Consider the following 23,906-nt stretch of genomic DNA (forward strand, 5'->3'; position numbering starts at 1 on the left):
CAGCGGCTACCGGCGGATAAGCAGCGTATTCATGGCCTTATCATGAAGGCCGCGCTGGTCGGGGTCGAATATGACGGCGGGGATGACCAGGCACAGCAGCACCGTCCTCACCAGGGCCGCGAGCGGTCCCGGGGTGCCGCCGCCTGGCCTCACCACGGCAATGCCCATGACCCGGTGGCCGATGCTGTAGCCGAGGGTTCCCACCAGCAGGATCTGCTCGATGGCGAAGACCGCAAGCGTCGCCCAGGAGTCGCCACCGAAGGCGAAGTTGCTGATCAGCAGCGCAATGCCCCAGTCGATCATGATCGCGACGATCCTCCGCCCTGCCCGCGCGATGGAGCCGGGACCGGACTCCGGCAGGCCCAGCCGCTCCCCCGGATATTTGGAGACGCCGGAGGTGTCCGGTCCGCTGAGCCAGGAGCCAATGTCTTTGCGATCTACCACCGTCCAAGCCTACCGGCCCTGCGGCCGGCAGGGGCGCCCACAGTGTGGATGGGGTTGGACCACACTGTGGACGGGCGATAGCGTTTCCATAGCAGGGCATTCTGTAACCTGCCCGAAACAATGCGGACACGGACGGGAAATGCCTGATCCATAGGCTGTGAGAAGTTTCAAGCAAATCCCCACGGCAGGTGTACCAGCAGGGAAAACCTTGCGTTCTCCCTGCCTTTGGATTGCGCTGGACCACATGGCTTGCATGCCAGATATTTACATATGCGTTAGGAGCATAGATGTTCAAGACTGCGGACGAAGTCCTCAAGTTCATCAAGGACGAAGATGTAAAGTTCGTCGATATCCGCTTCACCGATCTTCCGGGCGTCCAGCAGCACTTCAACGTCCCCGCCAAGAGTGTTGACGCCGATTTCTTCGTCAACGGCCAGCTCTTCGACGGTTCCTCGATCCGCGGCTTCCAGGGCATCGCCGAATCTGACATGCAGCTGATCCCGGACGTGACCACCGCGTTCCTGGACACTTTCCGCATGGAGAAGACCCTCGCGCTGAACTTCTCGATCGTGAACCCGCGCACCGGCGACCCGTACCACCGCGATCCCCGCGGCGTGGCCGAGAAGGCAGAGGCCTACCTGGCCTCCACCGGCATCGCCGACACCGCGTTTTTCGCTCCCGAAGCCGAGTTCTTCGTGTTCGACAACGTCCAGTACCAGTCCTCCCCGCAGGGCAGCTTCTACAAGATCGACTCCGAGGAAGCCCACTGGAACACCGGCCGCGAGGAAGAGGGCGGCAACCTGGGCTACAAGACCCCGGTCAAGGGCGGTTACTTCCCGGTCTCCCCCACCGACAAGCAGGCCGACCTGCGCGATGCCATGTGCGTGGCCTTGGACGAAGCCGGCCTCGAGGTCGAGCGCAGCCACCACGAAGTCGGCTCCGCCGGCCAGGCCGAGATCAACTACAAGTTCACCACCCTGACCCACGCGGCCGATGACCTGCAGAAGTTCAAGTACGTCATCAAGAACACCGCCGACGCCTGGGGCAAGTCCGTCACCTTCATGCCGAAGCCGGTCTTCGGTGACAACGGCTCGGGCATGCACTGCCACCAGTCGCTGTGGAACGGTGGCGAGCCGCTGTTCTACGACGAGAAGGGCTACGCCGGCCTGTCCGACACCGCCCGCTGGTACATCGGCGGCCTGCTCAAGCACGCCTCCGCCGTCCTGGCCTTCACCAACCCGACGGTGAACTCCTACCGCCGCCTGGTCAAGGGCTTCGAGGCCCCGGTCAACATGGTCTACTCGCAGGGCAACCGCTCGGCCGGTATCCGTATCCCGATCACGGGTTCCAACCCGAAGGCCAAGCGCATCGAGTTCCGCGCGCCGGACCCCTCCTCCAACCCGTACCTGGCGTTCGCCGCACAGCTTATGGCCGGCATCGACGGCATCCGCAACCGGATCGAACCGCCGGCTCCGATCGACAAGGACCTCTACGAGCTCCCCGCCGAGGAGGCCAAGGACATCCCCAAGGCACCGGGCACCCTTGAGGAGGCCTTGGAGGCACTGGCCGAAGACAACGAGTTCCTGCAGGCCGGCGGCGTGTTCACCCAGGACCTGATCGACACCTGGATCGAGTACAAGTACGAGAACGAGATCCGTCCGCTCTCGCTGCGCCCGAACCCGTACGAGTTCGAGCTCTACTACGGCGTCTAGCAGGCAGCCTGCCTGCCAGGCCTGCTGACCCAACGAAAAGGCGGCTGCCGGAATCATCCGGTGGCCGCCTTTTCCGTTGCCCCGGGCCGGAAGCCCGCGGGAACGGTGGGCAAAAAGGTGGGGGCCCGGCTCCAGACGTGCTGAGACCGGGAACCGGACCCCCTGACGAATGCCCCCCGAGACGAAGACTCAGTACAGCCTTCCCCCCAACAAGGTTGAAGAACACCGCCAATCCACATGATCGGGCAAACGCTTGCTGAGCGCAATGCCGGTCCGGCGAGTTACGGCCGCGCCACGCAGCCGAAACTGTGGAACATGGTCCGTTGCGGCCCCGCGGATCCACCCAGGTACTTCCCGGCATCGACGAAACCGGCGCGCCGGTAGGCGGACAGGCCCGCCAGGTTTGCCTCATTGACGGACAGCACGACGCCGGCCTCACCGCCTTGGTGCCGGGCGGTCAGCCGCCGGGCCGCATCCACGGCGGCCACGGCAGCGAGCGTCCCCAGCCCCTTGCCCTGATACCTGCGGTCAATGAGGAAACCCCGGAGCAGCCAGGCTGAATCGTCGTCCGGCCAACCGGCCAGCCCCGCAGCGCCCAGCTGCAGCGTCAGCACCCCGACGGCGGACCCGGAGGCCTCCACCACGTACGGGCGCCGGGAGTCTTCTTCCAGCCCTGCCAGTGCCATGCGCAGGGGGTCGCCGACGAAGCGTTCTTGGCCTGGCTGGAGTCCCAGACCGGCAACGGCACCGAGCTGGATGGCGCGGGCGTCCGGGTCCAGGTCGCGGAGCGGGATGAGCCAGACCCAGCCCGGATCCTCACTGCCCATAGAAGACGCGTTCAAAGACCGCCCGGGCCCGCCGGCTCACCCTCAGGTAGTCCTCCTCGAGCGCTGCGGCGCGGCCCGGCTCGTAGCCGCACCAGCGCGCTACGGCTTCCAGGTCCCGCCGGGAGGATGGCAGGAGGTCCGACGCCTTGCCGCTCCAGATAACGTTGGCGGACCGGATCCGGCTTGCCAGCCGCCAGGCGTCGGCCAGGAGCACCGCGTCGGCGTCATCCAGCAGCCCCAGGCCGGCCGCTGCGGACAGGGCTTCCAGGGTAGAGGTGGTTCGCAGCTCCGGATGCTTCCCGGCGTGCTGGAGCTGCAGCAGCTGCACCAGCCACTCGACGTCGCTCAGGCCGCCGCGCCCCAGCTTCAGGTGCCGTGCGGGGTCGGCGCCGCGCGGCAGCCGCTCCGATTCCACCCTGGCCTTGATCCGCCGGATCTCGCGCACGTCCTGGTCGGATACCGACGCCGGATACCGGATGGGATCGATCAGGTCCAGGAAATCAGCGGCGAGGGCATCGTCGCCGGCCATCGGCCGTGCCCGCAGCAGTGCCTGCGCCTCCCACACCAGGGACCACCTGCGGTAGTACTCGGCAAAGGAGTCCAGGGAGCGCACCATGGCCCCGTTCTTGCCCTCGGGCCGGAGGTCGGCATCCATCTGGAGCACGCGTTCGGCCATGATGGCCGGTTTCAGCGGCTGGGTGAGCAGGCTGGAGACCTTTGCCACGAGGCGGGTGGCCTGCTCCTGTGCCTCGGCCTCCGTGAAGCCCGGGAGTGCCCGGTGCACGTACATGACGTCGGCATCGGAGCCGTAACCGATCTCCCTGCCGCCCTGGCGGCCCATGGCGACCACCAGGACGGTGGTCTTCAGCGGGCCGCCGGCGGAAACGATCCCCTCGGCCACCCTGAGTGCGCCCAGGACGGCGGCACGGTCCGTGTCCGCCAGTGCCCTGCCCACCCGGTCCTGGTCAAGGAGGCCCGCCGAGTCGGCGATGGCAATGCGCAAGATCTCCCGGCGCCGGATCAGGCGGATCAGGCGCATGGCGCTCTCCGGGTCCGCGTGCCGGGACATTTTGGCGGTGATTTCATGCCACTGGGCTTCAAAGCCCACCGGCACCAGGTCCTTGTCTTGCCCGAGCCATGCCACGGACTCCGGCGAGACCTCCAGCAGGTCGGCGATCAGCCGGGAATTGGACAGCATGTGGCACAGCCGCTCGGCGGCGGCGTTGGAGTCCCGGAGCATGCCCAGGTACCAGTGCGTGGTACCCAGCGCCTCGCTGACGCGCCGGAACGCGAGGAGGCCGGCGTCGGGGTCGACCCCCTCAGCGAGCCAGTCCAGCAGGATGGGCAGCAGCTGCCGCTGGAGCGCCGCGCGGCGGCTGACTCCGGCCGTCAGCGCCTCGATGTGGCGCATCGCCCCTTGCGGGTCCCGGTAGCCGAGGGCGGCAAGGCGCCCCTGGGCGGCTTCCGGCGTCAGTTTTGCGTCTTCGGTGCTGAGCTTGGCTGCGGTGTTCAGCAGCGGCCGGTAGAAAATGCGTTCGTGCAGTTCCCGGACCGAACGTTTGGTCCGCTGCCACGCGGACAACAGTGCATCGGGTCCGGGGCGCTCGTTGGAGAACGGTCCCAGGACTGCCTTGGCCAGGGAGCGCAGGGCCGGTTCCGCCACGGGCATGAGGTGGGTACGGCGCAGCTGGAACAGCTGGATCCGGTGTTCCAGCAGGCGCAGGTACCGGTAGGCGTTGTCGAACGCGGCAGCGTCAGACCGGCCGATGTACCCTCCGGCGGACAATGCGGCGATCGCCGAGGTGGTGTCCCGTCGTCGTAATGACTCATCAGCCTTGCCGTGCACCAGCTGAAGCAGCTGGACGGTGAATTCGACGTCACGCAGGCCGCCACGGCCCAGCTTGATCTGCCGCTGTTCCTCCGCGGGCGGGATGTGTTCGGTCACCCTGCGCCGCATGGCCTGGACGGATTCAACGAAGCCTTCGCGCCCCGCCGAATTCCAGATCAGCGGTGCCACGGCTTCCTCGTACCGCCGGCCCAACGCGGCGTCGCCGGCCATGGCCCGTGCTTTCAGCAGCGCCTGGAATTCCCAGCTTTCAGCCCACCGGGCGTAGTACGTTTCGTGCGAGGCAAGGGTGCGCACCAGCGGACCGGATTTCCCTTCCGGACGGAGGTTCGCGTCCACCTCCCACAGCCCGGGCTCCCGGGCCACGGACGAGATGGCCCGCGAAATGCCGCTGGCCAGTGCGGTGCCGATGGTGTTGGCGTGCGCGTCGTCCAGGCTTCCGGCGTCCACCACGTAGATGACGTCGACGTCGGAGATGTAGTTAAGCTCGCGGGCTCCGCATTTGCCCATCCCGATGACGGCCAGGCCCACGTCCGCGACGTCGGCGGCACCGAACTGGCCGGCCGCCTCGGCGCGGGACACCGCGAGGGCGGCTTCGATGGCGGCGGCGGCGAGGTCCGCCAGTTCACGGCCCACCGACGGCAGGAAGTCCAGCGGATCGGCGGCGCAGAAGTCCTTGACGGCCAGGTCCACCAGACCGCGCCGGTACGCCGTGCGCAGGGCGGCATAGGCGTCGACGCCGGTCACGGCGGCGACGGGACGGGCGGCGCGCGGGTCTGCGCCCACTGACTGCAGGAGTGTGGCCCGCAGCCTGTCAGGATCGGCGGGCAGCGGTTCGGGACTGGCGCGGACCCAGAATGCGTCCAGGTGTTCGGGGTGCCGGATGAGGAACTCCCCCAGCGCCTCGGAGGCCCCCAGGACGCGGTACAGCGGTTCGCTGGCCTCCGGTTCGGCGGCTGCCAGGTCCCGGAGCTGCGGGTGCTTTTCGATCAGCCGGACCAAGGACTGCAGTGCAGTATCCGGGCTGGCCGCAAGCTGCAGTCCGGCGAAGAGCCTGTCCTGGTCCAGCCCCTCGAGTTCGCGCGCGGCCAGGAACCGTTCGCCCTTCTCCAGGTCGCTGAATCCGGCCGCGATGAGGCGGCGTGCCAGGCTCACGCCGGGCACCTAGAGGATGCCGAGGTTGCGCTGCAGCTCGTAGGGCGTCACCTGCAGGCGGTAGTCCTGCCATTCCGCTCGCTTGTTGCGCAGGAAGTGCTCGTAGACCTGTTCGCCGAGGATCTGCGGCATCAGCTCGGAATCTTCCATGGAACGGATGGCATCGTGCAGGCTCGCCGGGAGCGGATCGTGGCCCATGGCGCGCCGTTCTGCCGAGCTCAGCGACCAGACGTCGTCTTCTGCGGCCGCAGGCAGGTCGTAGCCTTCCTCGATGCCTTTCAGGCCCGCACCGAGCAGGACGGCGTAGGCCAGGTAAGGGTTGGCCGCTGAGTCGATTCCACGGTATTCGATCCGTGCGGACTGGCCCTTGCCCGGCTTGTACAGCGGCACGCGGACCAGCGCGGACCGGTTGTTGTGACCCCAGCTCAGGTAGCTCGGTGCCTCGCCCCCGCCCCAAAGGCGCTTGTAGGAGTTGACGAACTGGTTGGTGACGGCGGTGAACTCCGGGGCGTGCTTGAGGATGCCGGCAATAAACTGCCGGGCCGTCTTGGACAGCTGGAACTCGGCGCCGGCTTCGAAGAACGCGTTGGTGTCGCCTTCGAACAAGGAGAAGTGCGTGTGCATGCCGGAGCCCGGGTGGTCGGTGAACGGCTTGGGCATGAAGGTGGCGTACGTGCCCTGCTGCAGCGCCACTTCCTTGATCACGGTGCGGAAGGTCATGATGTTGTCCGCCGTTTGGAGGGCGTCGGCGTAGCGGAGGTCAATCTCGTTCTGTCCGGGTCCGGCCTCGTGGTGGCTGAACTCCACGGAAATGCCCACCGATTCCAGCATGGTTACCGCGGTGCGGCGGAAATCCTGCGCCACGCCACCCGGGACGTGGTCGAAGTAGCCGCCCTCGTCAACCGGCACCGGTGCACCGTTCGGGCCCGGTTCCTGGGACTTCAGGAGGTAGAACTCGATTTCCGGGTGGGTGTAGCAGGTAAAGCCCATGTCCGCGGCCTTGGCCAGCGTGCGCTTCAGGACGTTGCGGGGGTCCGCTGCGGAGGGTTCGCCGTCGGGGGTGAGGATGTCGCAGAACATGCGTGAGGTCTGTTCCGTCTCGCCACGCCAAGGCAGGATCTGGAACGTGGACGGATCGGGCTGGGCCAGCATGTCGGATTCGAAGACCCGGGCCAGCCCTTCGATGGCGGAGCCGTCGAAGCCAAGGCCTTCTTCAAAGGCGCCCTCGACCTCGGCCGGCGCCAGGGCTACGGACTTCAGCGATCCCACGACGTCGGTGAACCACAGGCGCACGAAACGTACGTCGCGCTCTTCGATCGTGCGCAGGACAAATTCTTGCTGGCGGTCCATGATGGCCTCTTCTCCGGTCAACGTTCATGCTCCGGGGCCCGCGCAAAGGGGAAAGCCGGCAGCAGTTCATCAACACTGTACTAATCATTCGGCGCCGATGCTTGAGCCTGAGCCGTGCGTAACACAGCATTAACCTCCGGAGCGGTCCGGGAAGCGCCCTGGCGGCTTTCGTGCGGGATATCGACGGCGTCCCGGGACGGCCGCTATGACGCTAATCACCTTTGCCCGGAACGGGCTGCGGTAGAAAGCACGGCAGGTCCCGCACTACGCTCATCCCATGGCCACCAGCAACAGCTCCGACTCCAGCGCGTCCGCCGAAGTACCCGCCCCGTACGGCAGCGGACCCGGCCAGCACGAGGCTCCGGCCGCCGGCCGGAAACCAGCCAAGGTCCGGATCCACCACCTGCAGCAGGCCAAGCGGGACGGCACCAGGTTTGCCATGCTCACCGCCTACGAGCAATACACGGCGGAGATCTTTGACGCCGCCGGCATTGAGGTGCTGTTGGTCGGTGATTCGGCCTCGAACAACGTCTACGGCAACGAAACCAGCCTTCCGGTCACCGTGGACGAACTGCTGCCGCTGTGCCGGGCCGTGGCCAGGACCGCCAAGCGCGCCATGGTGGTCGCGGACCTGCCTTTCGGCAGCTACGAGGTCAGCGCGGAACAGGCCGTCGCCACCGGCGTCCGCTTCCTGAAGGAAGGCCTGGCGCATGCGGTGAAGATCGAGGGCAGCGCTTATTACGCCCCAACGGTGCGCGCAATGGTTCAGGCGGGCATCCCGGTGATGGCCCACATCGGCTTCACGCCGCAGAGCGAACACGCACTGGGCGGATACCGGGTGCAGGGCCGGGGCGAGGACGCCCGGCGGCTGATCGATGATGCCCGCGCCCTGGCCGACGCAGGCGCCTTCTGCGTGCTCATGGAAATGGTCCCGGCCGACACCGCGGCCGCGGTGGACGCTGCCGTGGACGTTCCCACCATCGGCATTGGCGCCGGGAACGCGACCACGGGCCAGGTACTTGTCTGGCAGGACATGGCCGGCCTGCGGGGCGGCCGGATGGCCAAGTTCGTCAAACAGTATGCGGACCTGCGCACCACGTTGCTCGACGCCGCCACCGCCTACGGCGACGACGTCCGCTCCGGCCAGTTCCCCGGCCCGGAACACTCTTTCTAAAGGCGCCGACGGAACAGGCGGGCCGGCACCCGGCCGGCCTGGCCACCCAACCGGTCAGTCGTCGTCGCCCTTTTCCCAGGCCTCGTTGCGCGCCTTGACCTTCTCGATGGCGTGTTCGGCTTCTTCCCGGGTCTTGTAGGGCCCAATGAGCTGGCTCCAGTCGGAGAGCCGGTCTTCTTCCACTTCGTGGGTGTTGACGTTGAACCAGTACTCAGTCATCGTTGCTCCTCGTTCCGGCGACAGGAAAGCAGCGGGGTGATCCACGTAACACAAATACTTACGTGTGCCCTCCGCCGCTTGTCGGTTGTTAGGCGTTCTGCGGTGCCTTATATGATCAATCTATGCCTTCCCTTGCCTCTACTGCACCCACCGGAACCCTCACCCCGGGTACCGTAGGCCCGCAGCGTTCCGTCCCGGCGTCCATCCCCCGTCCGGAGTACGTCGGCAAGCCTGCCCCGGCCAAATTCATGGGTTCGGAGGTCAAGTCCGCCGAAACGATCGAGAAGATCCGCGTCGCCGGGCGGATCGCGGCCCAGGCCATCGTGGAGGTCGGCAAGCATATCCAGCCCGGTGTCACCACCGATGAGCTGGACAGGGTGGGCCACGAATTCCTGCTGGACCACCACGCGTACCCCTCCACGCTCGGCTACCGCGGATTCCCCAAGTCCCTGTGCTCGTCGCTGAACGAGGTCATTTGCCACGGCATCCCGGACAGCACCGTGGTCCAGGACGGCGACATCCTGAACATCGACATCACCGCCTTCATCAACGGGGTCCACGGCGACACGAACTACACGTTCCTGGTGGGTGACGTGGACGAGGAATCACGGCTCCTGGTGGAGCGCACCCAGGAGTCGCTCAACCGGGCCATCAAGGCGGTGGCACCGGGCCGGGAAATCAACGTGATCGGCCGCGCCATCCAGTCGTACGCCAAGCGTTTCGGCTACGGCGTGGTGCGGGACTTCACCGGCCACGGTGTCGGCGAGGCTTTCCACACCGGACTGATCATCCCGCACTACGACGCCGCCCCCGCCTACAACACCGTGATCGAAACGGGGATGGTGTTCACTATCGAACCGATGCTCACCCTCGGCACCGTCGAGTGGGACATGTGGAGCGATGACTGGACCGTGGTGACCCGCGACCACAAGCGCACCGCCCAATTCGAGCACACCCTGCTGGTTACCGAAACCGGTGCGGAAATCCTCACCCTGCCGTAGTCTGTCCCCTGCCCGCACACGGCATCCGATGCCGGTGCAGGACCCACCCTGTTGTGGGGCTGCCCCCGGCCGCCCCTTCCCTGCCCGCCCCAGCCTAGAACGGAATCCCATTGGCCAAGAAGGACGAGAAGTCGCACAAGAACGCACCACTGATCGGCATCGACATCGGCGGTACGGGCATCAAGGGCGGCATTGTCGACCTGAAGAAGGGCAAGCTTCTGGGTGAGCGTTTCCGGGTGCCCACCCCGCAGCCCGCCACGCCCGAGGCCGTTGCCGAAGCAGTGGCCCTGGTAGTCGCCGAGCTTTCTGCGCGCCCCGAGGCCCCGGAAGCCGGCTCCCCCGTGGGCGTAACCTTCCCCGGCATCATCCAGCACGGCGTGGTCCACTCCGCCGCCAACGTGGACAAGAGCTGGCTGGATACGGACATTGACGCCCTCCTCACCGAGCGACTGGGCCGCCCCGTCGAGGTCATCAACGACGCCGATGCCGCCGGACTGGCCGAAGCCCGGTACGGTGCCGGCGAAGGAGTCGCCGGCACCGTCCTGGTCATCACCCTGGGCACGGGCATCGGCTCCGCCTTCATTTTCGACGGAAAACTGGTACCAAACGCCGAACTGGGGCACTTGGAGATCGACGGCTTCGATGCCGAATCCAAGGCCTCCGCCGTGGCCCGCGAACGGGACGGGCTTTCATGGGACGAATACAGCGTGCTGCTGCAGCGGTACTTCTCGCATGTCGAGTTCCTGTTTTCCCCTGAGCTGTTCATCGTCGGCGGCGGAATCTCCAAGCGCGCGGACGAGTACCTTCCCAACCTCAAGTTGAGGACGCCTATTGTTCCGGCCGTCCTGCGGAACGAGGCCGGGATCGTAGGCGCGGCCCTGGAAATCGCATTGCAGCACAAACTCACCAAGTAAAGGTGGTGCCGGTGGCGGCCGCGGCTTCCCCTCCGCTGCCGCCACCGGAGCTTAGAGCGGGCTCTTCTCGGAGCTCTTCGGGCCGGGGGCGCCCTTGGCGCCTTCCACGGCTTCGTGGCGGAGCAGGGCAATAGCCGATTCGAAGTCCTCCAGGGACTCGAACGCCTGGTACACACTGGCAAACCGCAGGTACGCTACCTCGTCCAGCTTCTGGAGTGGTCCGAGGATGACCAGTCCGACCTCGTGCGCGTCAATTTCGGCGGCGCCGGAGGAACGGATCTGTTCTTCCACCTCCTGGGCCAGCATGGCGAGGTCGTCTTCGCTGACCGGGCGGCCCTGGCATGCTTTGCGCACGCCATTGATCACCTTGCTGCGGCTGAACGGCTCGCCCACGCCGGAGCGCTTGATGACGGACAGGCTGGTGGTTTCGACGGTGGTGAACCGGCGCCCGCATTCGGGGCACTGGCGACGGCGTCGGATAGCCGAGCCGTCATCAGCCATCCGGCTGTCAACGACGCGGGAATCGGGGTTGCGGCAGAACGGACAGTACATGGCGTTTCCCCTTCCCTTCCGGCGTTGAACGGCAACGAAACCGGCAGTGCCGCTGGACACTGTTGTTAGGGTCCCAGTTTACGGCTGAGGCCCGGGTAATAACAAGCCTGTAATTACTACATGTTGTGCCCGCCGGCCTACATGTAGTGGCTAGTCCCGTGCAGGAAACCGCGCGCTGACGGCGTCCCCGTGGGCCGGCAGGTCCTCGGCACGGGACAGGCTCACAATGTGGCCGCTGACCTCCGCCAGGGCCTCCCGGCTGTAATTGACCACCTGGATGGCGCGCAGGAACGTGGTGACGTTCAGCCCGGACGAGAACGCAGCGGTCCCGCTGGTAGGCAGCACGTGGTTCGAGCCTGCGCAGTAGTCCCCCAGGCTGACGGGGCTGTAGTCGCCCACAAAGATCGCACCGGCATTCCGGATCCGCGCTGCCACGGCGGCGGCGTCCCGCGTCATGATCTCCAGGTGCTCGGCAGCGTAAGCATCGCACGCGGCAATTCCCTGGTCCAGGTTGTCAACCAGGACGACGCCGGACTGGGGCCCGGACAAGGCCTCCCGGACGCGGGCGGAGTGCTTGGTTGCGGCGGCCTGCCGCTCAAGCTCGTCCCGTACCGCCATGGCCAACGGCTCCGAATCGGTGACCAGCACCGATGCTGCCTTGGGGTCGTGCTCGGCCTGGCTGAGCAGGTCGGCGGCCACCAGCGCGGGCTGGGCGGAGTCGTCGGCAAGGATGGCGATCTCCGTGGTTCCGGCCTCCGAATCGATGCCCACCACTCCCTTGACCAGGCGCTTTGCGGTGGCGACGAAGATGTTGCCTGGCCCGGTCACCACGTCCACCGGTTCCAGTGCGGGGCCGGCGTCGCCGGCGTCCACCCCATAGGCAAACGCGGCGATGGCCTGTGCGCCGCCGATGCCGTAGACCTCGGTGATACCCAACAGCGCCGCTGCAGCGAGGATGGTGGGGTGCGGCAGGCCACCGAATTCCTTCTGGGGCGGCGAAGCAAGGGCAATGGATTCCACACCTGCCGCCAGTGCCGGCACCACGTTCATGATCACCGATGACGGGTACACTGCCAGGCCGCCCGGAACGTACAGTCCCACGCGCGCTACGGGTACCCAGTTCTGGCTGACGACGGCGCCGTCGCCCAGTTCGACGTCAACGTTGCGGGGCCGCTGCCGGTCGGCGAATTTCCGTGCCCGGCTGATGGATTCCTCCAGTGCTGCCCGCACCTCCGGGTCAAGACCGTCCAGGGCTGCCGCGATCGCCTCCCGGGGAACCAGCGGATGGCGCTGCTCCACGCCGTCGAACCTTGACGCAAGGTCCGACAACGCCGCGAAACCGCGCTGCCGGACGGTGGCGATAATGTCCAGGACCTTTTCCTCGGCGTCCGCCACGGTCTGGCCCTTGGCGCGCGGAACGGCGGCGCGCAGGGCCGCGAGGGTCAGGGTGCGGCCGCGAAGGTCGATGGTGCGGAAGTCGACGGCGGTTGTCGCGGGGGCAGGAGGCTGCGGGGAAGTGGTCACCGGACTATTTTACGGCGCTGTTCCTGCCCGCCGGTCCGCCGCCGCTGCCGGCGGGCTTCCGGCCTGCCATCCCCACCAACTCCAAAACAAAAACCGAGACCGCCGTGGCAGCCGGCCACAGCAGCAGCACCGGCAACGCCCGGAGTGAAAAGGCGATGCTGGCATTGGCCGAGGCGTCCACCGCCGGGCCCCAGAGCCGGGCTGCAAGGAGGCCGGTTCCCCAAGCCGCCAGGCTGCCGGCCACCGCACCGACCAGGCCTGCCAGCAGCGCCGCCTGGGGGTCCGGACGCTTGCCGTCGGCCAGGAACACGGCCAGCAGGCAGCCGGCCAGGACCATGATTCCGGCGAGCGTCAGGTCGCGTGGCAGCCACACCAGCGGTGCCGTTCCCGATGCCAGGGAGGCGTTCCGGGTGATCAGGTTCAGGCCGCCCGGGGCAAGCAGCCACCAGAGGAGTCCGGCCGGGACTCCTGCCGCGGCCGGGACCAGCAGCAGGGACCAAGGCAGCCGCCGCGCGGGGCGGCCAAAGTTCGTCATGACAGACACCTTAACAAAGGTTCCTGCGGAGCCCGCCAGCGGTTCCAAGGCTCTGTGTTTTCCCGCCTGGCCCGGGGGCCAATACGCTTGGGGAAAGAGATATGCCACTTAGTGCAGGAGTTCCGGTGACCGACAACAGCGAGCCCTTTGAGCAGACGTTCAGGGAGATGTTCCGGCGGCATGCCGCGGGCGTCGCCATCATTACCGTGAACTACCAGGACGAGCCCTACGGGTTCACCGCGACATCGGTGGCCTCCCTGTCCGCCAAACCGCCGCGCTTCACGTTCAACATGGCCCGCAGTTCCAGGTCCTGGCCTGCCGTTGCCAACACCCAGTTCCTGGGCGTCCACATGCTGGGCCTGGAAAACCAGGAACTGGCAGCCCGGTTCGCCCGGCCCGGCAACCGGTTCGAGGGGAACCACTGGGAAATCGGTCCGCACGGGGTGCCCATCCTGAAGGATGTGGCCGGCTGGCTCATCGGCGAGGTGCAGATGCGGCTGTCGTTCGAAAACAACGCCGTGGTGGTGGTCCAGGTGGTGGACGGCCAGGTGGGCGGCGACGGTGCGCCGCTGCTCTACCACGGGGGCGCTTACGGGCAGCCTGTCCCGCTGGACTACGAAATCTAGCGCACTCCGCCGTTCCGGGTCCGGGCTGAAGCGACCCGGAGCCAAGGGCGCGGACGACGCCGGAAGCCGGCTTCCGGCGTCGTGCTCCCTTGTGTCAGGCGTCCAGGCAGGCGGGCCCCAGCAGCACTTTCAGGTCGCCGAACAGGGACGGGCTGGGGTTCACCCGCAGGTGGACGGGCAAGCCCATGATTTCCGTGCGGGTGTCGCCCTGGAGGTGCAGCCGCACCTCCGAGTTGCCGCGGTGCGTGCGCAGCACGTCCCCCAGCTCCGTCACCACGGCCTCGGTTGCCTTGTAGGTGGGCATGGTGATGACCAGCGGCCCGTGCAGGCCTTCGCTCAGGTCCGGAACGGACAGCTCCATGCAGTTCAGGGTGATTGCGCCGTCGTCGCGCTTTTGCAGGCGGCCCTTGACCACCACGATCAGGTCCTCGGCGAGCACGGAGGCGATGGGCCCGTAGACCTGGCCGAAGAACATCACTTCGATGGAACCGCCCAGGTCCTCGATCTCGGCCCGGGCGTAGGCATTGCCGCTGGCTTTGGCGATGCGGCGGCTCAGCGAGGTGATCATGCCGGCGATGGTGATGATGGCGCCGTCCTGCGGTCCGTCCTCGCCGATGATGGTGGTGATGCTCATCTCCGCGTGCTGGCTCAGCAGCCCCTCGAGGCCCTGCAGCGGGTGGTCCGAGACGTACAGGCCCAGCATGTCCCGTTCGAAGGACAGCTTGTCCTTCTTCTCCCACTCGGGCAGGTCCGGGATTTCGATGCTGAGCGACGCTTCCGATTCGGCTTCCTCAAAGCCGGCGAAGAGGTCGAACTGGCCGATAGCCTCGTTCCGCTTCAAGGTGATGACGGAGTCGATGGCCTCTTCGTGGATCATGGCCAGCGCACGCCGGTGGTGGCCCAGGGAGTCGAAGGCCCCTGACTTGATGAGGGATTCGATGGTCCTCTTGTTGCAGACCACCGCCGGCACCTTCATCAGGTAGTCCTTGAAGGACGTGTAGGCACCTTCACTCTCGCGTGCGGTGACCATGGCCTCGACGGCGTTCGCACCCACGTTGCGGATGGCGCCCATACCGAAGCGGATGTCGTTGCCCACCGGGGTGAAGTTAAGGGCGGACTCGTTGACATCCGGCGGAAGCACCGTGATGCCCATGCGGCGGCATTCGTTCAGGTAGATGGCCGACTTGTCCTTGTCGTCACCGACGGAGGTCAGCAGTGCAGCCATGTATTCGGGCGCATAGTGCGCCTTCAGGTAGGCCGTCCAGTAGGAGATCACCCCGTAGGCGGCGGAGTGGGCCTTGTTGAAGGCGTAGTCGGAGAAGGGCAGGAGGATGTCCCACAGGGTCTTGACGGCTTCCATGGAGTAACCGTTGTCCTGCATGCCCTGGGAAAATCCGGCGAACTGCTTGTCCAGTTCCGACTTCTTCTTCTTGCCCATGGCACGCCGGAGGATATCTGCCTGGCCCAGCGAGTAGCCGGCCAGTTTCTGCGCCACGGCCATGACCTGCTCCTGGTACACGATCAGGCCGTACGTTCCGCCGAGGATCTCCTTGAGCGGTTCCTCCAGCTCAGGGTGGATGGGAATGACTTCCTGGATCCCGTTCTTGCGCAGTGCGTAGTCGGTGTGGGCGTTGGCGCCCATGGGGCCGGGCCGGTACAACGCCAGGACGGCGGAGATGTCCTCGAAGTTGTCAGGCTTCATGAGCTTGAGCAGGGACCGCATGGGGCCGCCGTCGAGCTGGAACACGCCCAGGGTGTCGCCGCGGGCCAGGAGTTCGTAGGATGGGGCGTCGTCGAGCTCGAGGTTTTCCAGGTCGAGTTCGATGCCACGGTTCATCTTGATGTTCTCGAGGGCGTCGGAAATGATCGTCAGGTTCCGCAGGCCCAGGAAGTCCATCTTGATCAGGCCGAGGCCCTCGGACGTCGGGTAGTCGAACTGGGTGATCACCTGGCCGTCCTGGAAGCGGCGCATGATGGGGATGACGTCGATGATGGGGTCCGAGGACATGATGACGCCGGCCGCGTGCACGCCCCACTGGCGCTTCAGGCCTTCGATGCCCAGGGCCGTTTCGAAGACCTTGGCGGCTTCCGGATCAGTGGCAATCAACTGCCGGAAATCGCCGGCCTCGCTGTAGCGCTTGGCTTCGGGGTTCTGGATGTCCGCAAGCGGAATGTCCTTGGCCATCACGGCAGGCGGCAGGGCCTTGGTCAGCTGTTCACCCATGCTGAACGGGTAGCCCAGGACGCGGGAGGAGTCCTTGAGGGCCTGCTTGGTCTTGATGGTGCCGTACGTGACGATCATGGCAACGCGTTCGTCACCGTACTTGCGGGTCACGTAGTCGATGACTTCGGAACGGCGCCGGTCATCGAAGTCGACGTCGAAGTCGGGCATGGACACGCGGTCCGGGTTCAGGAAGCGTTCGAAGATCAGGCCGTGGCGCAAGGGGTCCAGGTCGGTGATGCGCATGGCGTAGGCCACCATGGAACCTGCACCCGAGCCACGGCCGGGGCCCACGCGGATGCCGTTGTTCTTGGCCCAGTTGATGAAGTCGGCAACCACCAGGAAGTAGCCCGGGAACCCCATGGACGTGATGACGCCGAGCTCGTAGTCCGCCTGCTTGCGGACCTCGTCCGGGATGCCTCCCGGGTAGCGGTACTGCAGGCCCTTGTCCACTTCCTTGACCAGCCAGGAGGTTTCGTCCTCGCCGGGTGGGCAGGGGAACCGGGGCATGAAGTTGGCGTCCGTGTTGAAAGACACCTCGCACCGCTCAGCGATCAGCAGGGTGTTGTCGCAGGCTTCCGGGTGGTCGCGGAAAAGCTCACGCATCTCCTGCGGGGATTTGAGATAGTAGCCGCTGCCGGAGAAGGCGAACCGCGAACCGCCGTTGTCGTACGTGGGTTCGAGCAACGTGGAGCCCGACTGGATGGCCAGCAGGGCCTCGTGGGCCTTGGCATCGTGCTCATGGGTGTAGTGGAGGTCGTTCGTGGCCACCAGCGGCAGGTTGAGGTCCTTGGCGAGCCTGAGGAGGTCGCCGGTGACCCGCCGCTCAATGTCCAGTCCGTGGTCCATCAGCTCGCAGAAGTAGTTTTCCGCGCCAAAGATGTCCCGGAATTCGGCGGCTGCTTCCAGCGCTTCGCGGTACTGGCCGAGCCGGAGCCGGGTCTGCACTTCGCCGGAGGGGCATCCGGTGGTGGCGATCAGCCCTTCGGCGTAGGTGTTGAGCAGTTCGCGGTCAAGCCGAGGCCACTTGCCGAACACGGAATCGAGGGAAGCGATGGAGGAGGCCCGGAAGAGGTTCCGCATGCCCACGTTGTTGTAGCTCAGGAGCGTCATGTGGGTGTACGAGCCACCGCCGGAGACGTCGTCCTTGCGCTGCGATTCGTCGCCCCAGCGGACGCGTTCCTTGTCCGTGCGGGCCGTACCGGGGGTTACGTAGGCTTCGACGCCGATGATCGGTTTGATGCCCTTGTCCGTGGCCTTGCGCCAGAAATCGAACGCCCCGAACAAGTAGCCGTGGTCTGTGGTGGCAAGGGCCGGCATGCCCAGGCGCTCGGTTTCATCGAACAGCTCGCCCAGGCGGGCAGCTCCATCCAGCATGGAATATTCGGTGTGGGTGTGCAGGTGGACAAACGAATCTTTGCTGGAACTCACCGCACTATTCTAAGCGCTGGCGGCTGTCTCCCCGGCCAGTCAACCGTGTCAGGCCTGTCCCGATTCCAGCACTTCCAGGGCGTAGGCCAGGTCCTGCGGGTAGTCGCTGGTGACGGTGACGCGTTCCCCGGTCACCGGGTGGTCGAATCCCAGCTGGCGGGCGTGAAGCCACTGCCGGGTAAGCCCCAGGGTGGCCGCAAGGCGCGGGTCGGCGCCATAGGTGAGGTCACCGGCGCAGGGATGGCGGAGGGCTGAGAAGTGGACGCGGATCTGGTGCGTCCGGCCCGTCTCCAGGTGCACTTCCACCAGGCTGGCCTTCCCGAAGGCCTCCAGGACTTCGTAATGGGTTACCGAGGGGCGGCCGTCCTCGATGACGGCAAAGCGCCAGTCGTGGCCGGGATGCCGACCGATTGGGGCGTCGATGGTGCCTGTCAGCGGGTCCGGAAGGCCCTGGACCACCGCGTGGTACACCTTGTCCACGGTGCGCTCCTTGAAGGCCCGCTTGAGGGCTGTGTAGGCCCGCTCGGACTTCGCCACCACCATCACCCCGGAGGTTCCGACGTCGAGCCGGTGCACGATCCCCGCCCGCTCCGGTGCGCCGGAGGTGGAGATGCGGTAGCCCGCCCCGGCCAGTCCGCCCACCACGGTGGGGCCAACCCAGCCCGGCGAGGGATGCGCCGCGACGCCCACAGGTTTGTCGACGACGACAAAGTCCTCGTCATCCAGCAGGATCTTCAGGCCTTCCACAACTTCCTCCACGACTTCCAGCGGGTCCCGCCGCTCCGGGACGGTGACATCAAGGACATCCCCCGCCACAAGTTTTGCCGATTTCCCCAGCGCCTTCCCCCGGGTGAGCACATGGCCCTCGGCCAGCAAGGAGGCAGCCACGGAACGGGACACGCCCAAGAGGCCGGCCAGTCCGGCGTCGGCCCGGGTCCCGCCGAATTCCTCGGCCACGACGATTCGCTCACTCATGGCCGGGCTTGTCCTTGTGTGCAGAACCGAGGCGCGTTCCGTCCAGGGCGATTCCGCGAATGGTCAGGATGCAGATGATGGCGACGGCAGACACGACGGCGGAGTCCGCGATATTGAAGATCGCGAAGTTGGGAAGCTGAATGAAGTCCACCACATGGCCCATGCCGAAGGAGGGCTCACGAAAAAGCCGGTCGGTCAGGTTGCCCAGGGCACCGCCCAGCAGCAGCCCAAGAGCAAGGGACCACCAGGCCGAGCCCAGCCTCCGGACCTGGAAGAGAATTGCGACGGCGACGCCGGCCATGATGATCGAGAACACCCAGGTGACGTTCTCCCCAATCGAAAACGCGGCACCTGAGTTCCGGATGAAGTACCAGTGCAGCAGGGGCGGCAGGACCGGAATCCTTTCGCCTTCCACCATGTTGGATGTCACCCAGAGTTTGGTGAGCTGGTCCAGGACGTAGGCAAAGACCGCGAACCCGCCGAAGAGGGACAGCAGCACAGCCCGTCGGGGGCGCGGAGAGGAGGGGGCCGGCCGTGCGGCGTCGGCTGCAAGTTCGTCAGTCATGGTGCTTTCACTTCGAAAAACTTAGGTGTCAATGCCAAAAGCCGGTGGCCGAGGAATCCTCAGCCACCGGCTTTCAGAATACGTGTTGCCAGGGTTAGTTCGCTTCGCTGACTTCCGGCGTTGCAACGGAACCACGCGCGTCCAGGTCGCGGAGCTGGCCTTCGATGTAGGCCTTCAGGCGTGAACGGTAGTCGCGTTCGAAGCCGCGGAGCTGCTCCACCTTGCGCTCGAGGACCGAACGCTGCTGCTCCAGCGCGCCCAGGATCTTGCGGGACTTTTCCTGTGCGTCGTTGACGAGGCTACTGGCTTCGATCTGCGCCTCGGCGATGATCTTGTCCTTCTGGGCCTGGCCTTCGGCGACGTGGCGGTCGTGCATCTGCTGCGCCATGGCCAGCAGGCCGGCAGCGGACTCGGCGGAAGGAGTGGAGGCGGCGGGCGCTGCGGGGGCGGCTGCAACCGGAGCGGCCGGCTCGACTTCCTTCTTCTTGCTGGCTTCGGCGGCCTTCGCTTCGGCTTCAGCCTTCTCGCGGGCCTCATCCTTGTCGGACTTGACCGGGGCGGGGACCTTCTCAACCACAGGCGCGGCGGTGGTGCTTGCCGGGACGCTGGAGCCGGCGTCGGCGAGCTTCTTGCGGAGCTCGTCGTTTTCCTGGTTCAGGCGGCGGAGTTCGACGACGATTTCGTCCAGGAAGTCGTCAACCTCGTCCTGGTCGTAGCCCTCGCGGAACTTGGTGGGCTGAAAGCGCTTGTTGACAACGTCTTCTGGCGTCAAAGCCATCTGGTCACCTCACTGGTCTGGTTAGTCAGTAGGCCTTCCGGCCGTCAAAACTACGGTACCTAAATTTGGTCTGCTTACTCTAATTCAACACCGCGGTGTCAAACGGGAGGTTTCTTCGCTTTACAGTAGCTGTTCCCGGGAGGATCATCCTGCATTGCCAAGTCTTTGTTGGTGGATCAGGCCAGGTTCCTGGTGATGCTCATCGCAATGCTGACGCCGATGAACAGGATCAGGAAGCCCAGGTCCAGGGAGATGCCGCCAAGCCGGAGGGGCGGGATCAACCGCCGCAGCCCCTTGAGCGGCGGATCAGTGATGGAATACACAGCGTGCGCCACCACGAGGGCCGCGCCGCGTGGCCGCCATTCCCTCGCGAACATCTGCACCCAGTCGTAGACCAAGCGGATGATGAGGGCCACGAAAAACAGCAGCAACACGAGATAGAGAAGTCCGAAAACAATTCCCATGACTTATTTCATATCTCCATATTTCGTGCGGACCATCCCGTTCGGATGCCGCGGTGCGCTGCAGTTGTCTTGTCTATTTCAGCACAGATGCCAGACAGGTGTCCCTGCCTGGCATCTGTCGTAGGCCTTGGCCGTCAGCTCTGGTTGAAGAAACTGGCCTGCGTGTCGCTGACTTTTTTGTCGTCACCGATCACTTCGACGTAGGACGGTGAGAGCAGGAACACCTTGTTGGTCACCCGTTCGATGCTGCCGCGGAGGCCGAAGACGAGTCCGGCCGAGAAGTCCACCAGGCGCTTTGCGTCTGCCTCGCCCATGTCCGTGACGTTCATGATCACCGGGATACCGTCCCGGAAGCTCTCACCGATGAGCTTGGCATCGTTGTAGGAGCGGGGATGGATGGTGGTGATCTGCCGAAGTCCGGTGTTCTCTTCACGGCTCGAGGCCGCACGCTTAATCGGGGTCACTGGGGCGCGGTATTCCTCTTCAGGGGTGTAGGACGCCTCACGGCTGACTTCGCGGACCGGTGCCGGAGCACGGCGTTCCTCGCGGTCGACTTCCATGGGTTCGTCCTCATCCTTACGTGTGGTCTGTTGCTCGGACTCGTAATGCTCATCGCCGTCGGCGAGCCCAAGATAGATCATTGTCTTGCGCAGAGCGCCGGCCATGGTCGACTCCTAATCGTGTCCCGTAAGCGGGCCGCCCAATGACTTGACAGCACTGGAGTCCCCCGCCCATCACTTCCAACAGGTCCGACGCTACCCCACCGCGGGACGCGAACCGAGAATATCGGAACCGATCCGCAGGTGTGTCGCCCCGAACTTGATGGCCGCCTCCAGGTCCTGGCTCATGCCGGCCGAGATGGCAGCTGCCCCCGGGTGGTCGGCCACCAGACGGGCCGATACCGCGGCGAGCTTCTCGAAGGCCGGCTCCGGCGGCGCGCCCAGCGGCGCAACGGCCATGACGCCGGCAAGGTGGAGGCCGGCTGACGCGGCGATCCGCTCCGCCAGGAGTGGCACGTCGGCCGGCGCCGCCCCGCCGCGGTGCGTGCCGCCGTCGTCCTCCAGGCTGACCTGGATGAAGCACGCCAAAGGGTCCCGCCCGGCGGAATCCATCTCGTTCCGCACTGCCTTGGCGAGGGCGTCCACGAGCTGGAGGCGGTCCACTGAGTGGACGGCGGCGGCGTACCGGACTACCGACTTGGCCTTCTTGCTCTGCAGTTGGCCCACGAAATGCCAGTTGAGGGCCAGCCCGGCCAGTTCGGCGGCTTTTGCGGCCGCCTCCTGGTCCCTGTTCTCGCCCACATCGGTGACCCCGAGGGCCGCGAGCCGGCGGATGTCCGCGGCCGGGTGGAACTTGGTGACCACGATGAGCGACGGCGGCCGGCGGCCGCGGCCGCTCGCCTCGGCAGCGGCCTCGATCCGGTTGCGTACCGCGGCGAGCCTGATGGCGAGTTCCGCGGCGCGGGGATCGGACGCCGGGTCCCCGCCGTCCTGCGGATACTCAGTCATGGCACCACACCAGCCCGGCGAAACGTCCGGTATTCCGGTCGCGGCGGTAGGAGAACAGCGTATCGGTCTCGAGGGTGCAGGGACCGGAATAGGCCACTTCCACTCCGGTGGCCTCGAGCTGGCTCCGGGCACCGGCCGGGAGGTCCAGCCCGGGGGTCCCCCAGGACGTGGTACTCCAGGTTGCGGGCACCTTGCCGGCCACCTCCTCGCGCAGGGCAGCGGGTACTTCGTAGCAGGCTCCGCAGATGGAGGGCCCCAGCCAGGCACGGATCCGGGACGCCCCCAGGGTTTCCATCGCCTCCACGGCCGCGGGGATCACACCGTTGGCGGTCCCGGGACGGCCGGCGTGGACGGCGGCGAGGACGGGCCCGTTGGACGACTCCCCCGCGAGCAGGACCGGGATGCAGTCCGCCACCATGACGGCCAGGGGAATGCCCTGGGACACCATAGCGTCGGCTTCGGGAGCGGGAGAGCCCGCGGCCATTAAAGCGACGGAGGTACCGTGGACCTGGTTCATGAAGCGCAGTGACCGCGGAGCGGCACCGATGGATTCCTCCAGGCGGCTCCGGCGCTCCATGACCCGGGCGGGATCATCTCCCACGTGGAGGGCCAGGTTTCCGGCACTCGCGTCAGTGAATGCGGCCGACACCCCGGGCAGGATGTCGGCGCGCCAAAGGAACAAGCCGGTGCCTACTTCAGGAAGTCGGGGACATCCAGGTCATCCGGGTGGTTGCCGGTCAGGTCCGGCTCCACGACGGAAGGGAGGTCGACGTCGAAGCCGGAGTCGGCCGGGACGGCAGACGGACGCTGCTGGCCCCAGTTGCTCAGGCCCGCCGCACCGACGCCGGCGTGAATGGGCTGGACGTTCTGCTGGTGGCTTCCGTTGCCCTGGTGGTTTCCGCCCTGGGAGTGGGCCGAGGCAGGGGCCGCAGCGGGAGCAGCGGGCCGCTGGGGGGCGGCCTGCGGCTGTGACTGGTCCATGGACGGTGAGGTGGCCTTGACGTCGTCGAAGCCTGCGGCGATAACGGTGACGCGTGCTTCGTCGCCCAGGGCGTCGTCAATGACGGCACCGAAGATGATGTTGGCCTCGGGGTGGGCCACTTCCTGGACCAGCCGTGCGGCTTCGTTGATCTCGAACAGGCCCAGGTCGGAGCCGCCCTGGATGGAGAGCAGCACGCCGTGGGCGCCGTCGATGGAGGCTTCCAGCAACGGGGAGGCAATGGCCAGTTCGGCAGCCTTGACGGCGCGGTCCTCGCCGCGGGCCGATCCGATGCCCATGAGCGCGGAGCCGGCACCCTGCATCACGGACTTGACGTCCGCGAAGTCGAGGTTGATCAGGCCGGGGGTGGTGATGAGGTCGGTGATGCCCTGGACACCGGACAACAGGACCTGGTCGGCGGAGCGGAAAGCATCCAGCACCGAAACGTTGCGGTCGCTGATGGAGAGCAGGCGGTCGTTGGGGATCACGATCAGGGTGTCCACCTCGTCGCGCAAGGCGTCGATGCCGGCCTCGGCGGAGCCGGCGCGGCGCCGGCCCTCGAAGGTGAACGGGCGGGTGACCACGCCAATGGTCAGGGCCCCCAGGGAGCGTGCGATCCGGGCGACGACGGGAGCGCCGCCGGTGCCCGTTCCGCCGCCTTCGCCGGCGGTCACGAAGACCATGTCGGCGCCGCGGAGGACTTCTTCGATCTCGTCCGCGTGGTCCTCGGCAGCCTGCTTGCCCACCTCCGGGTTGGCGCCGGCCCCCAGGCCGCGGGTCAGCTCGCGCCCGACGTCGAGCTTGACGTCGGCGTCGCTCATCAGCAGGGCCTGGGCGTCGGTGTTGATGGCGATGAACTCAACACCCCTGAGGCCGACCTCGATCATGCGGTTGACTGCGTTCACGCCACCGCCGCCGATGCCGACGACTTTGATGACGGCCAAGTAATTCTGCGGAGCTGCCACGTTACGTGTCCCTTGTTCGTGTCTGTATTGCGAAAACTGATGGTGAGCTTGAAGCCTGCAACCTTAACCTTCGACTTGAAGGTTATAGTTATGTCAAGTAACTCATGTCTGTGACGGTATTTCCTCTGGTTCCGACATTCA

22 protein-coding genes are annotated in these 23,906 nt (G+C 66.2%); 5 read left to right on the forward strand and 17 right to left on the reverse strand.

All coding sequences use genetic code 11. The features are described 5' to 3' along the window. Nucleotides 1–6: 6 nt before the first annotated feature. Complete coding sequence (locus tag QRM95_RS18800) at nucleotides 7–444, reverse strand: RDD family protein (protein ID WP_285248963.1); 438 nt, start codon at nucleotides 442–444, stop codon at nucleotides 7–9. 287 nt (nucleotides 445–731) lie between these two features. Here QRM95_RS18800 and glnA (QRM95_RS18805) point away from each other — a divergent pair, with 287 nt between their 5' ends. Further along, nucleotides 732–2,156 (forward strand): type I glutamate--ammonia ligase, encoded by a 1,425-nt coding sequence (glnA, locus tag QRM95_RS18805; protein WP_285248964.1) that lies wholly within the window; start codon nucleotides 732–734, stop codon nucleotides 2,154–2,156. 281 nt (nucleotides 2,157–2,437) lie between these two features. Here the strand turns inward: glnA (QRM95_RS18805) and QRM95_RS18810 are convergent, their stop codons facing one another. Genes QRM95_RS18810 through glnA (QRM95_RS18820) form a run of 3 tightly spaced genes read right to left on the reverse strand, consistent with a single transcriptional unit; the run spans nucleotide 2,438 to nucleotide 7,334 of the window. Continuing rightward, on the reverse strand, nucleotides 2,438–2,983 hold the full coding sequence (locus QRM95_RS18810) for a GNAT family N-acetyltransferase (protein ID WP_285248965.1): 546 nt from the start codon (nucleotides 2,981–2,983) through the stop codon (nucleotides 2,438–2,440). Beyond that, complete coding sequence (locus QRM95_RS18815) at nucleotides 2,973–5,984, reverse strand: bifunctional [glutamine synthetase] adenylyltransferase/[glutamine synthetase]-adenylyl-L-tyrosine phosphorylase (RefSeq protein ID WP_285248966.1); 3,012 nt, start codon at nucleotides 5,982–5,984, stop codon at nucleotides 2,973–2,975. Before QRM95_RS18815 ends, QRM95_RS18810 begins: the two co-directional genes overlap by 11 nt. 9 nt (nucleotides 5,985–5,993) lie before the next feature. Further along, entirely contained in the window at nucleotides 5,994–7,334 is a 1,341-nt protein-coding gene (gene glnA / locus QRM95_RS18820; RefSeq protein ID WP_109864349.1) for a type I glutamate--ammonia ligase, read from the reverse strand. Nucleotides 7,335–7,611: 277 nt separating this feature from the next. Here glnA (QRM95_RS18820) and panB point away from each other — a divergent pair, with 277 nt between their 5' ends. Continuing rightward, nucleotides 7,612–8,508: a 3-methyl-2-oxobutanoate hydroxymethyltransferase gene (panB, locus tag QRM95_RS18825; RefSeq protein WP_285248967.1), complete on the forward strand. Its 897-nt coding sequence runs from the start codon at nucleotides 7,612–7,614 to the stop codon at nucleotides 8,506–8,508. Between the two features lie 54 nt (nucleotides 8,509–8,562). On the opposite strand, the gene QRM95_RS18830 is transcribed toward panB, so the two are convergent. Beyond that, entirely contained in the window at nucleotides 8,563–8,727 is a 165-nt protein-coding gene (locus QRM95_RS18830; RefSeq protein WP_018763572.1) for an SPOR domain-containing protein, read from the reverse strand. A gap of 122 nt (nucleotides 8,728–8,849) precedes the next feature. Here QRM95_RS18830 and map point away from each other — a divergent pair, with 122 nt between their 5' ends. Both map and ppgK read left to right on the forward strand, forming a co-directional pair. Beyond that, a complete protein-coding gene (gene map / locus QRM95_RS18835; RefSeq protein WP_285248968.1) occupies nucleotides 8,850–9,728 on the forward strand; it encodes a type I methionyl aminopeptidase in 879 nt (292 codons plus the stop codon). A 110-nt stretch (nucleotides 9,729–9,838) separates the two neighbouring features. Then, on the forward strand, nucleotides 9,839–10,642 hold the full coding sequence (ppgK, locus tag QRM95_RS18840) for a polyphosphate--glucose phosphotransferase (protein ID WP_018763570.1): 804 nt from the start codon (nucleotides 9,839–9,841) through the stop codon (nucleotides 10,640–10,642). Nucleotides 10,643–10,693: 51 nt separating this feature from the next. Here the strand turns inward: ppgK and nrdR are convergent, their stop codons facing one another. From nrdR to QRM95_RS18855, 3 genes are all read right to left on the reverse strand, one after another. Then, nucleotides 10,694–11,194 (reverse strand): transcriptional regulator NrdR, encoded by a 501-nt coding sequence (gene nrdR / locus QRM95_RS18845; RefSeq protein WP_285248969.1) that lies wholly within the window; start codon nucleotides 11,192–11,194, stop codon nucleotides 10,694–10,696. A 150-nt stretch (nucleotides 11,195–11,344) separates the two neighbouring features. Beyond that, complete coding sequence (gene hisD, locus QRM95_RS18850) at nucleotides 11,345–12,718, reverse strand: histidinol dehydrogenase (protein ID WP_285248970.1); 1,374 nt, start codon at nucleotides 12,716–12,718, stop codon at nucleotides 11,345–11,347. Between the two features lie 4 nt (nucleotides 12,719–12,722). Further along, complete coding sequence (locus QRM95_RS18855; protein WP_285248971.1) at nucleotides 12,723–13,253, reverse strand: hypothetical protein; 531 nt, start codon at nucleotides 13,251–13,253, stop codon at nucleotides 12,723–12,725. 125 nt (nucleotides 13,254–13,378) lie between these two features. On the opposite strand from QRM95_RS18855, the gene QRM95_RS18860 reads away from it, so the two are divergent. Next, nucleotides 13,379–13,879: a flavin reductase family protein gene (locus QRM95_RS18860; RefSeq protein WP_018763566.1), complete on the forward strand. Its 501-nt coding sequence runs from the start codon at nucleotides 13,379–13,381 to the stop codon at nucleotides 13,877–13,879. A gap of 94 nt (nucleotides 13,880–13,973) precedes the next feature. Here the strand turns inward: QRM95_RS18860 and dnaE are convergent, their stop codons facing one another. From dnaE to ftsZ, 9 genes are all read right to left on the reverse strand, one after another. Further along, nucleotides 13,974–17,531 (reverse strand): DNA polymerase III subunit alpha, encoded by a 3,558-nt coding sequence (dnaE, locus tag QRM95_RS18865; RefSeq protein ID WP_285248972.1) that lies wholly within the window; start codon nucleotides 17,529–17,531, stop codon nucleotides 13,974–13,976. 48 nt (nucleotides 17,532–17,579) lie between these two features. Further along, on the reverse strand, nucleotides 17,580–18,506 hold the full coding sequence (locus tag QRM95_RS18870; RefSeq protein ID WP_285248973.1) for an RluA family pseudouridine synthase: 927 nt from the start codon (nucleotides 18,504–18,506) through the stop codon (nucleotides 17,580–17,582). After that, the gene (lspA, locus tag QRM95_RS18875; RefSeq protein ID WP_285248974.1) at nucleotides 18,499–19,071 is read right to left on the reverse strand and encodes a signal peptidase II; all 573 of its coding nucleotides are present in this window, start codon (nucleotides 19,069–19,071) and stop codon (nucleotides 18,499–18,501) included. The genes QRM95_RS18870 and lspA overlap by 8 nt, the downstream gene beginning before the upstream one ends. Before the next feature lie 94 nt (nucleotides 19,072–19,165). Beyond that, entirely contained in the window at nucleotides 19,166–19,849 is a 684-nt protein-coding gene (locus tag QRM95_RS18880) for a DivIVA domain-containing protein (protein ID WP_285248975.1), read from the reverse strand. A 176-nt stretch (nucleotides 19,850–20,025) separates the two neighbouring features. Then, on the reverse strand, nucleotides 20,026–20,313 hold the full coding sequence (locus QRM95_RS18885; protein WP_018763561.1) for a YggT family protein: 288 nt from the start codon (nucleotides 20,311–20,313) through the stop codon (nucleotides 20,026–20,028). Nucleotides 20,314–20,447: 134 nt separating this feature from the next. After that, on the reverse strand, nucleotides 20,448–20,978 hold the full coding sequence (locus QRM95_RS18890; protein ID WP_018763560.1) for a cell division protein SepF: 531 nt from the start codon (nucleotides 20,976–20,978) through the stop codon (nucleotides 20,448–20,450). A 90-nt stretch (nucleotides 20,979–21,068) separates the two neighbouring features. After that, entirely contained in the window at nucleotides 21,069–21,821 is a 753-nt protein-coding gene (locus tag QRM95_RS18895) for a YggS family pyridoxal phosphate-dependent enzyme (RefSeq protein WP_285248976.1), read from the reverse strand. Beyond that, complete coding sequence (locus QRM95_RS18900; RefSeq protein ID WP_285248977.1) at nucleotides 21,814–22,503, reverse strand: purine nucleoside phosphorylase YfiH/LACC1 family protein; 690 nt, start codon at nucleotides 22,501–22,503, stop codon at nucleotides 21,814–21,816. The genes QRM95_RS18895 and QRM95_RS18900 overlap by 8 nt, the downstream gene beginning before the upstream one ends. An 8-nt stretch (nucleotides 22,504–22,511) precedes the next feature. After that, on the reverse strand, nucleotides 22,512–23,765 hold the full coding sequence (ftsZ, locus tag QRM95_RS18905; RefSeq protein WP_285248978.1) for a cell division protein FtsZ: 1,254 nt from the start codon (nucleotides 23,763–23,765) through the stop codon (nucleotides 22,512–22,514). Nucleotides 23,766–23,906 lie beyond the last annotated feature (141 nt).

Origin of the sequence: Pseudarthrobacter sp. efr-133-R2A-89 (genome assembly GCF_030209315.1) — a bacterium.
GTDB lineage: Bacteria > Actinomycetota > Actinomycetes > Actinomycetales > Micrococcaceae > Arthrobacter.

Excerpts from the sequence above, each read along its gene's own strand:
- glnA (WP_285248964.1), top strand. The coding sequence starts at position 732 with ATGTTCAAGACTGCGGACGAAGTCCTCAAGTTCATCAAGGACGAAGAT.
- QRM95_RS18810 (WP_285248965.1), bottom strand. The coding sequence starts at position 2,983 with ATGGGCAGTGAGGATCCGGGCTGGGTCTGGCTCATCCCGCTCCGCGAC.
- glnA (WP_109864349.1), bottom strand. The coding sequence starts at position 7,334 with ATGGACCGCCAGCAAGAATTTGTCCTGCGCACGATCGAAGAGCGCGAC.
- panB (WP_285248967.1), top strand. The coding sequence starts at position 7,612 with ATGGCCACCAGCAACAGCTCCGACTCCAGCGCGTCCGCCGAAGTACCC.
- QRM95_RS18830 (WP_018763572.1), bottom strand. The coding sequence starts at position 8,727 with ATGACTGAGTACTGGTTCAACGTCAACACCCACGAAGTGGAAGAAGAC.
- map (WP_285248968.1), top strand. The coding sequence starts at position 8,850 with ATGCCTTCCCTTGCCTCTACTGCACCCACCGGAACCCTCACCCCGGGT.
- nrdR (WP_285248969.1), bottom strand. The coding sequence starts at position 11,194 with ATGTACTGTCCGTTCTGCCGCAACCCCGATTCCCGCGTCGTTGACAGC.
- QRM95_RS18855 (WP_285248971.1), bottom strand. The coding sequence starts at position 13,253 with ATGACGAACTTTGGCCGCCCCGCGCGGCGGCTGCCTTGGTCCCTGCTG.
- QRM95_RS18870 (WP_285248973.1), bottom strand. The coding sequence starts at position 18,506 with ATGAGTGAGCGAATCGTCGTGGCCGAGGAATTCGGCGGGACCCGGGCC.
- lspA (WP_285248974.1), bottom strand. The coding sequence starts at position 19,071 with ATGACTGACGAACTTGCAGCCGACGCCGCACGGCCGGCCCCCTCCTCT.
- QRM95_RS18880 (WP_285248975.1), bottom strand. The coding sequence starts at position 19,849 with ATGGCTTTGACGCCAGAAGACGTTGTCAACAAGCGCTTTCAGCCCACC.
- QRM95_RS18885 (WP_018763561.1), bottom strand. The coding sequence starts at position 20,313 with ATGGGAATTGTTTTCGGACTTCTCTATCTCGTGTTGCTGCTGTTTTTC.
- QRM95_RS18890 (WP_018763560.1), bottom strand. The coding sequence starts at position 20,978 with ATGGCCGGCGCTCTGCGCAAGACAATGATCTATCTTGGGCTCGCCGAC.
- QRM95_RS18895 (WP_285248976.1), bottom strand. The coding sequence starts at position 21,821 with ATGACTGAGTATCCGCAGGACGGCGGGGACCCGGCGTCCGATCCCCGC.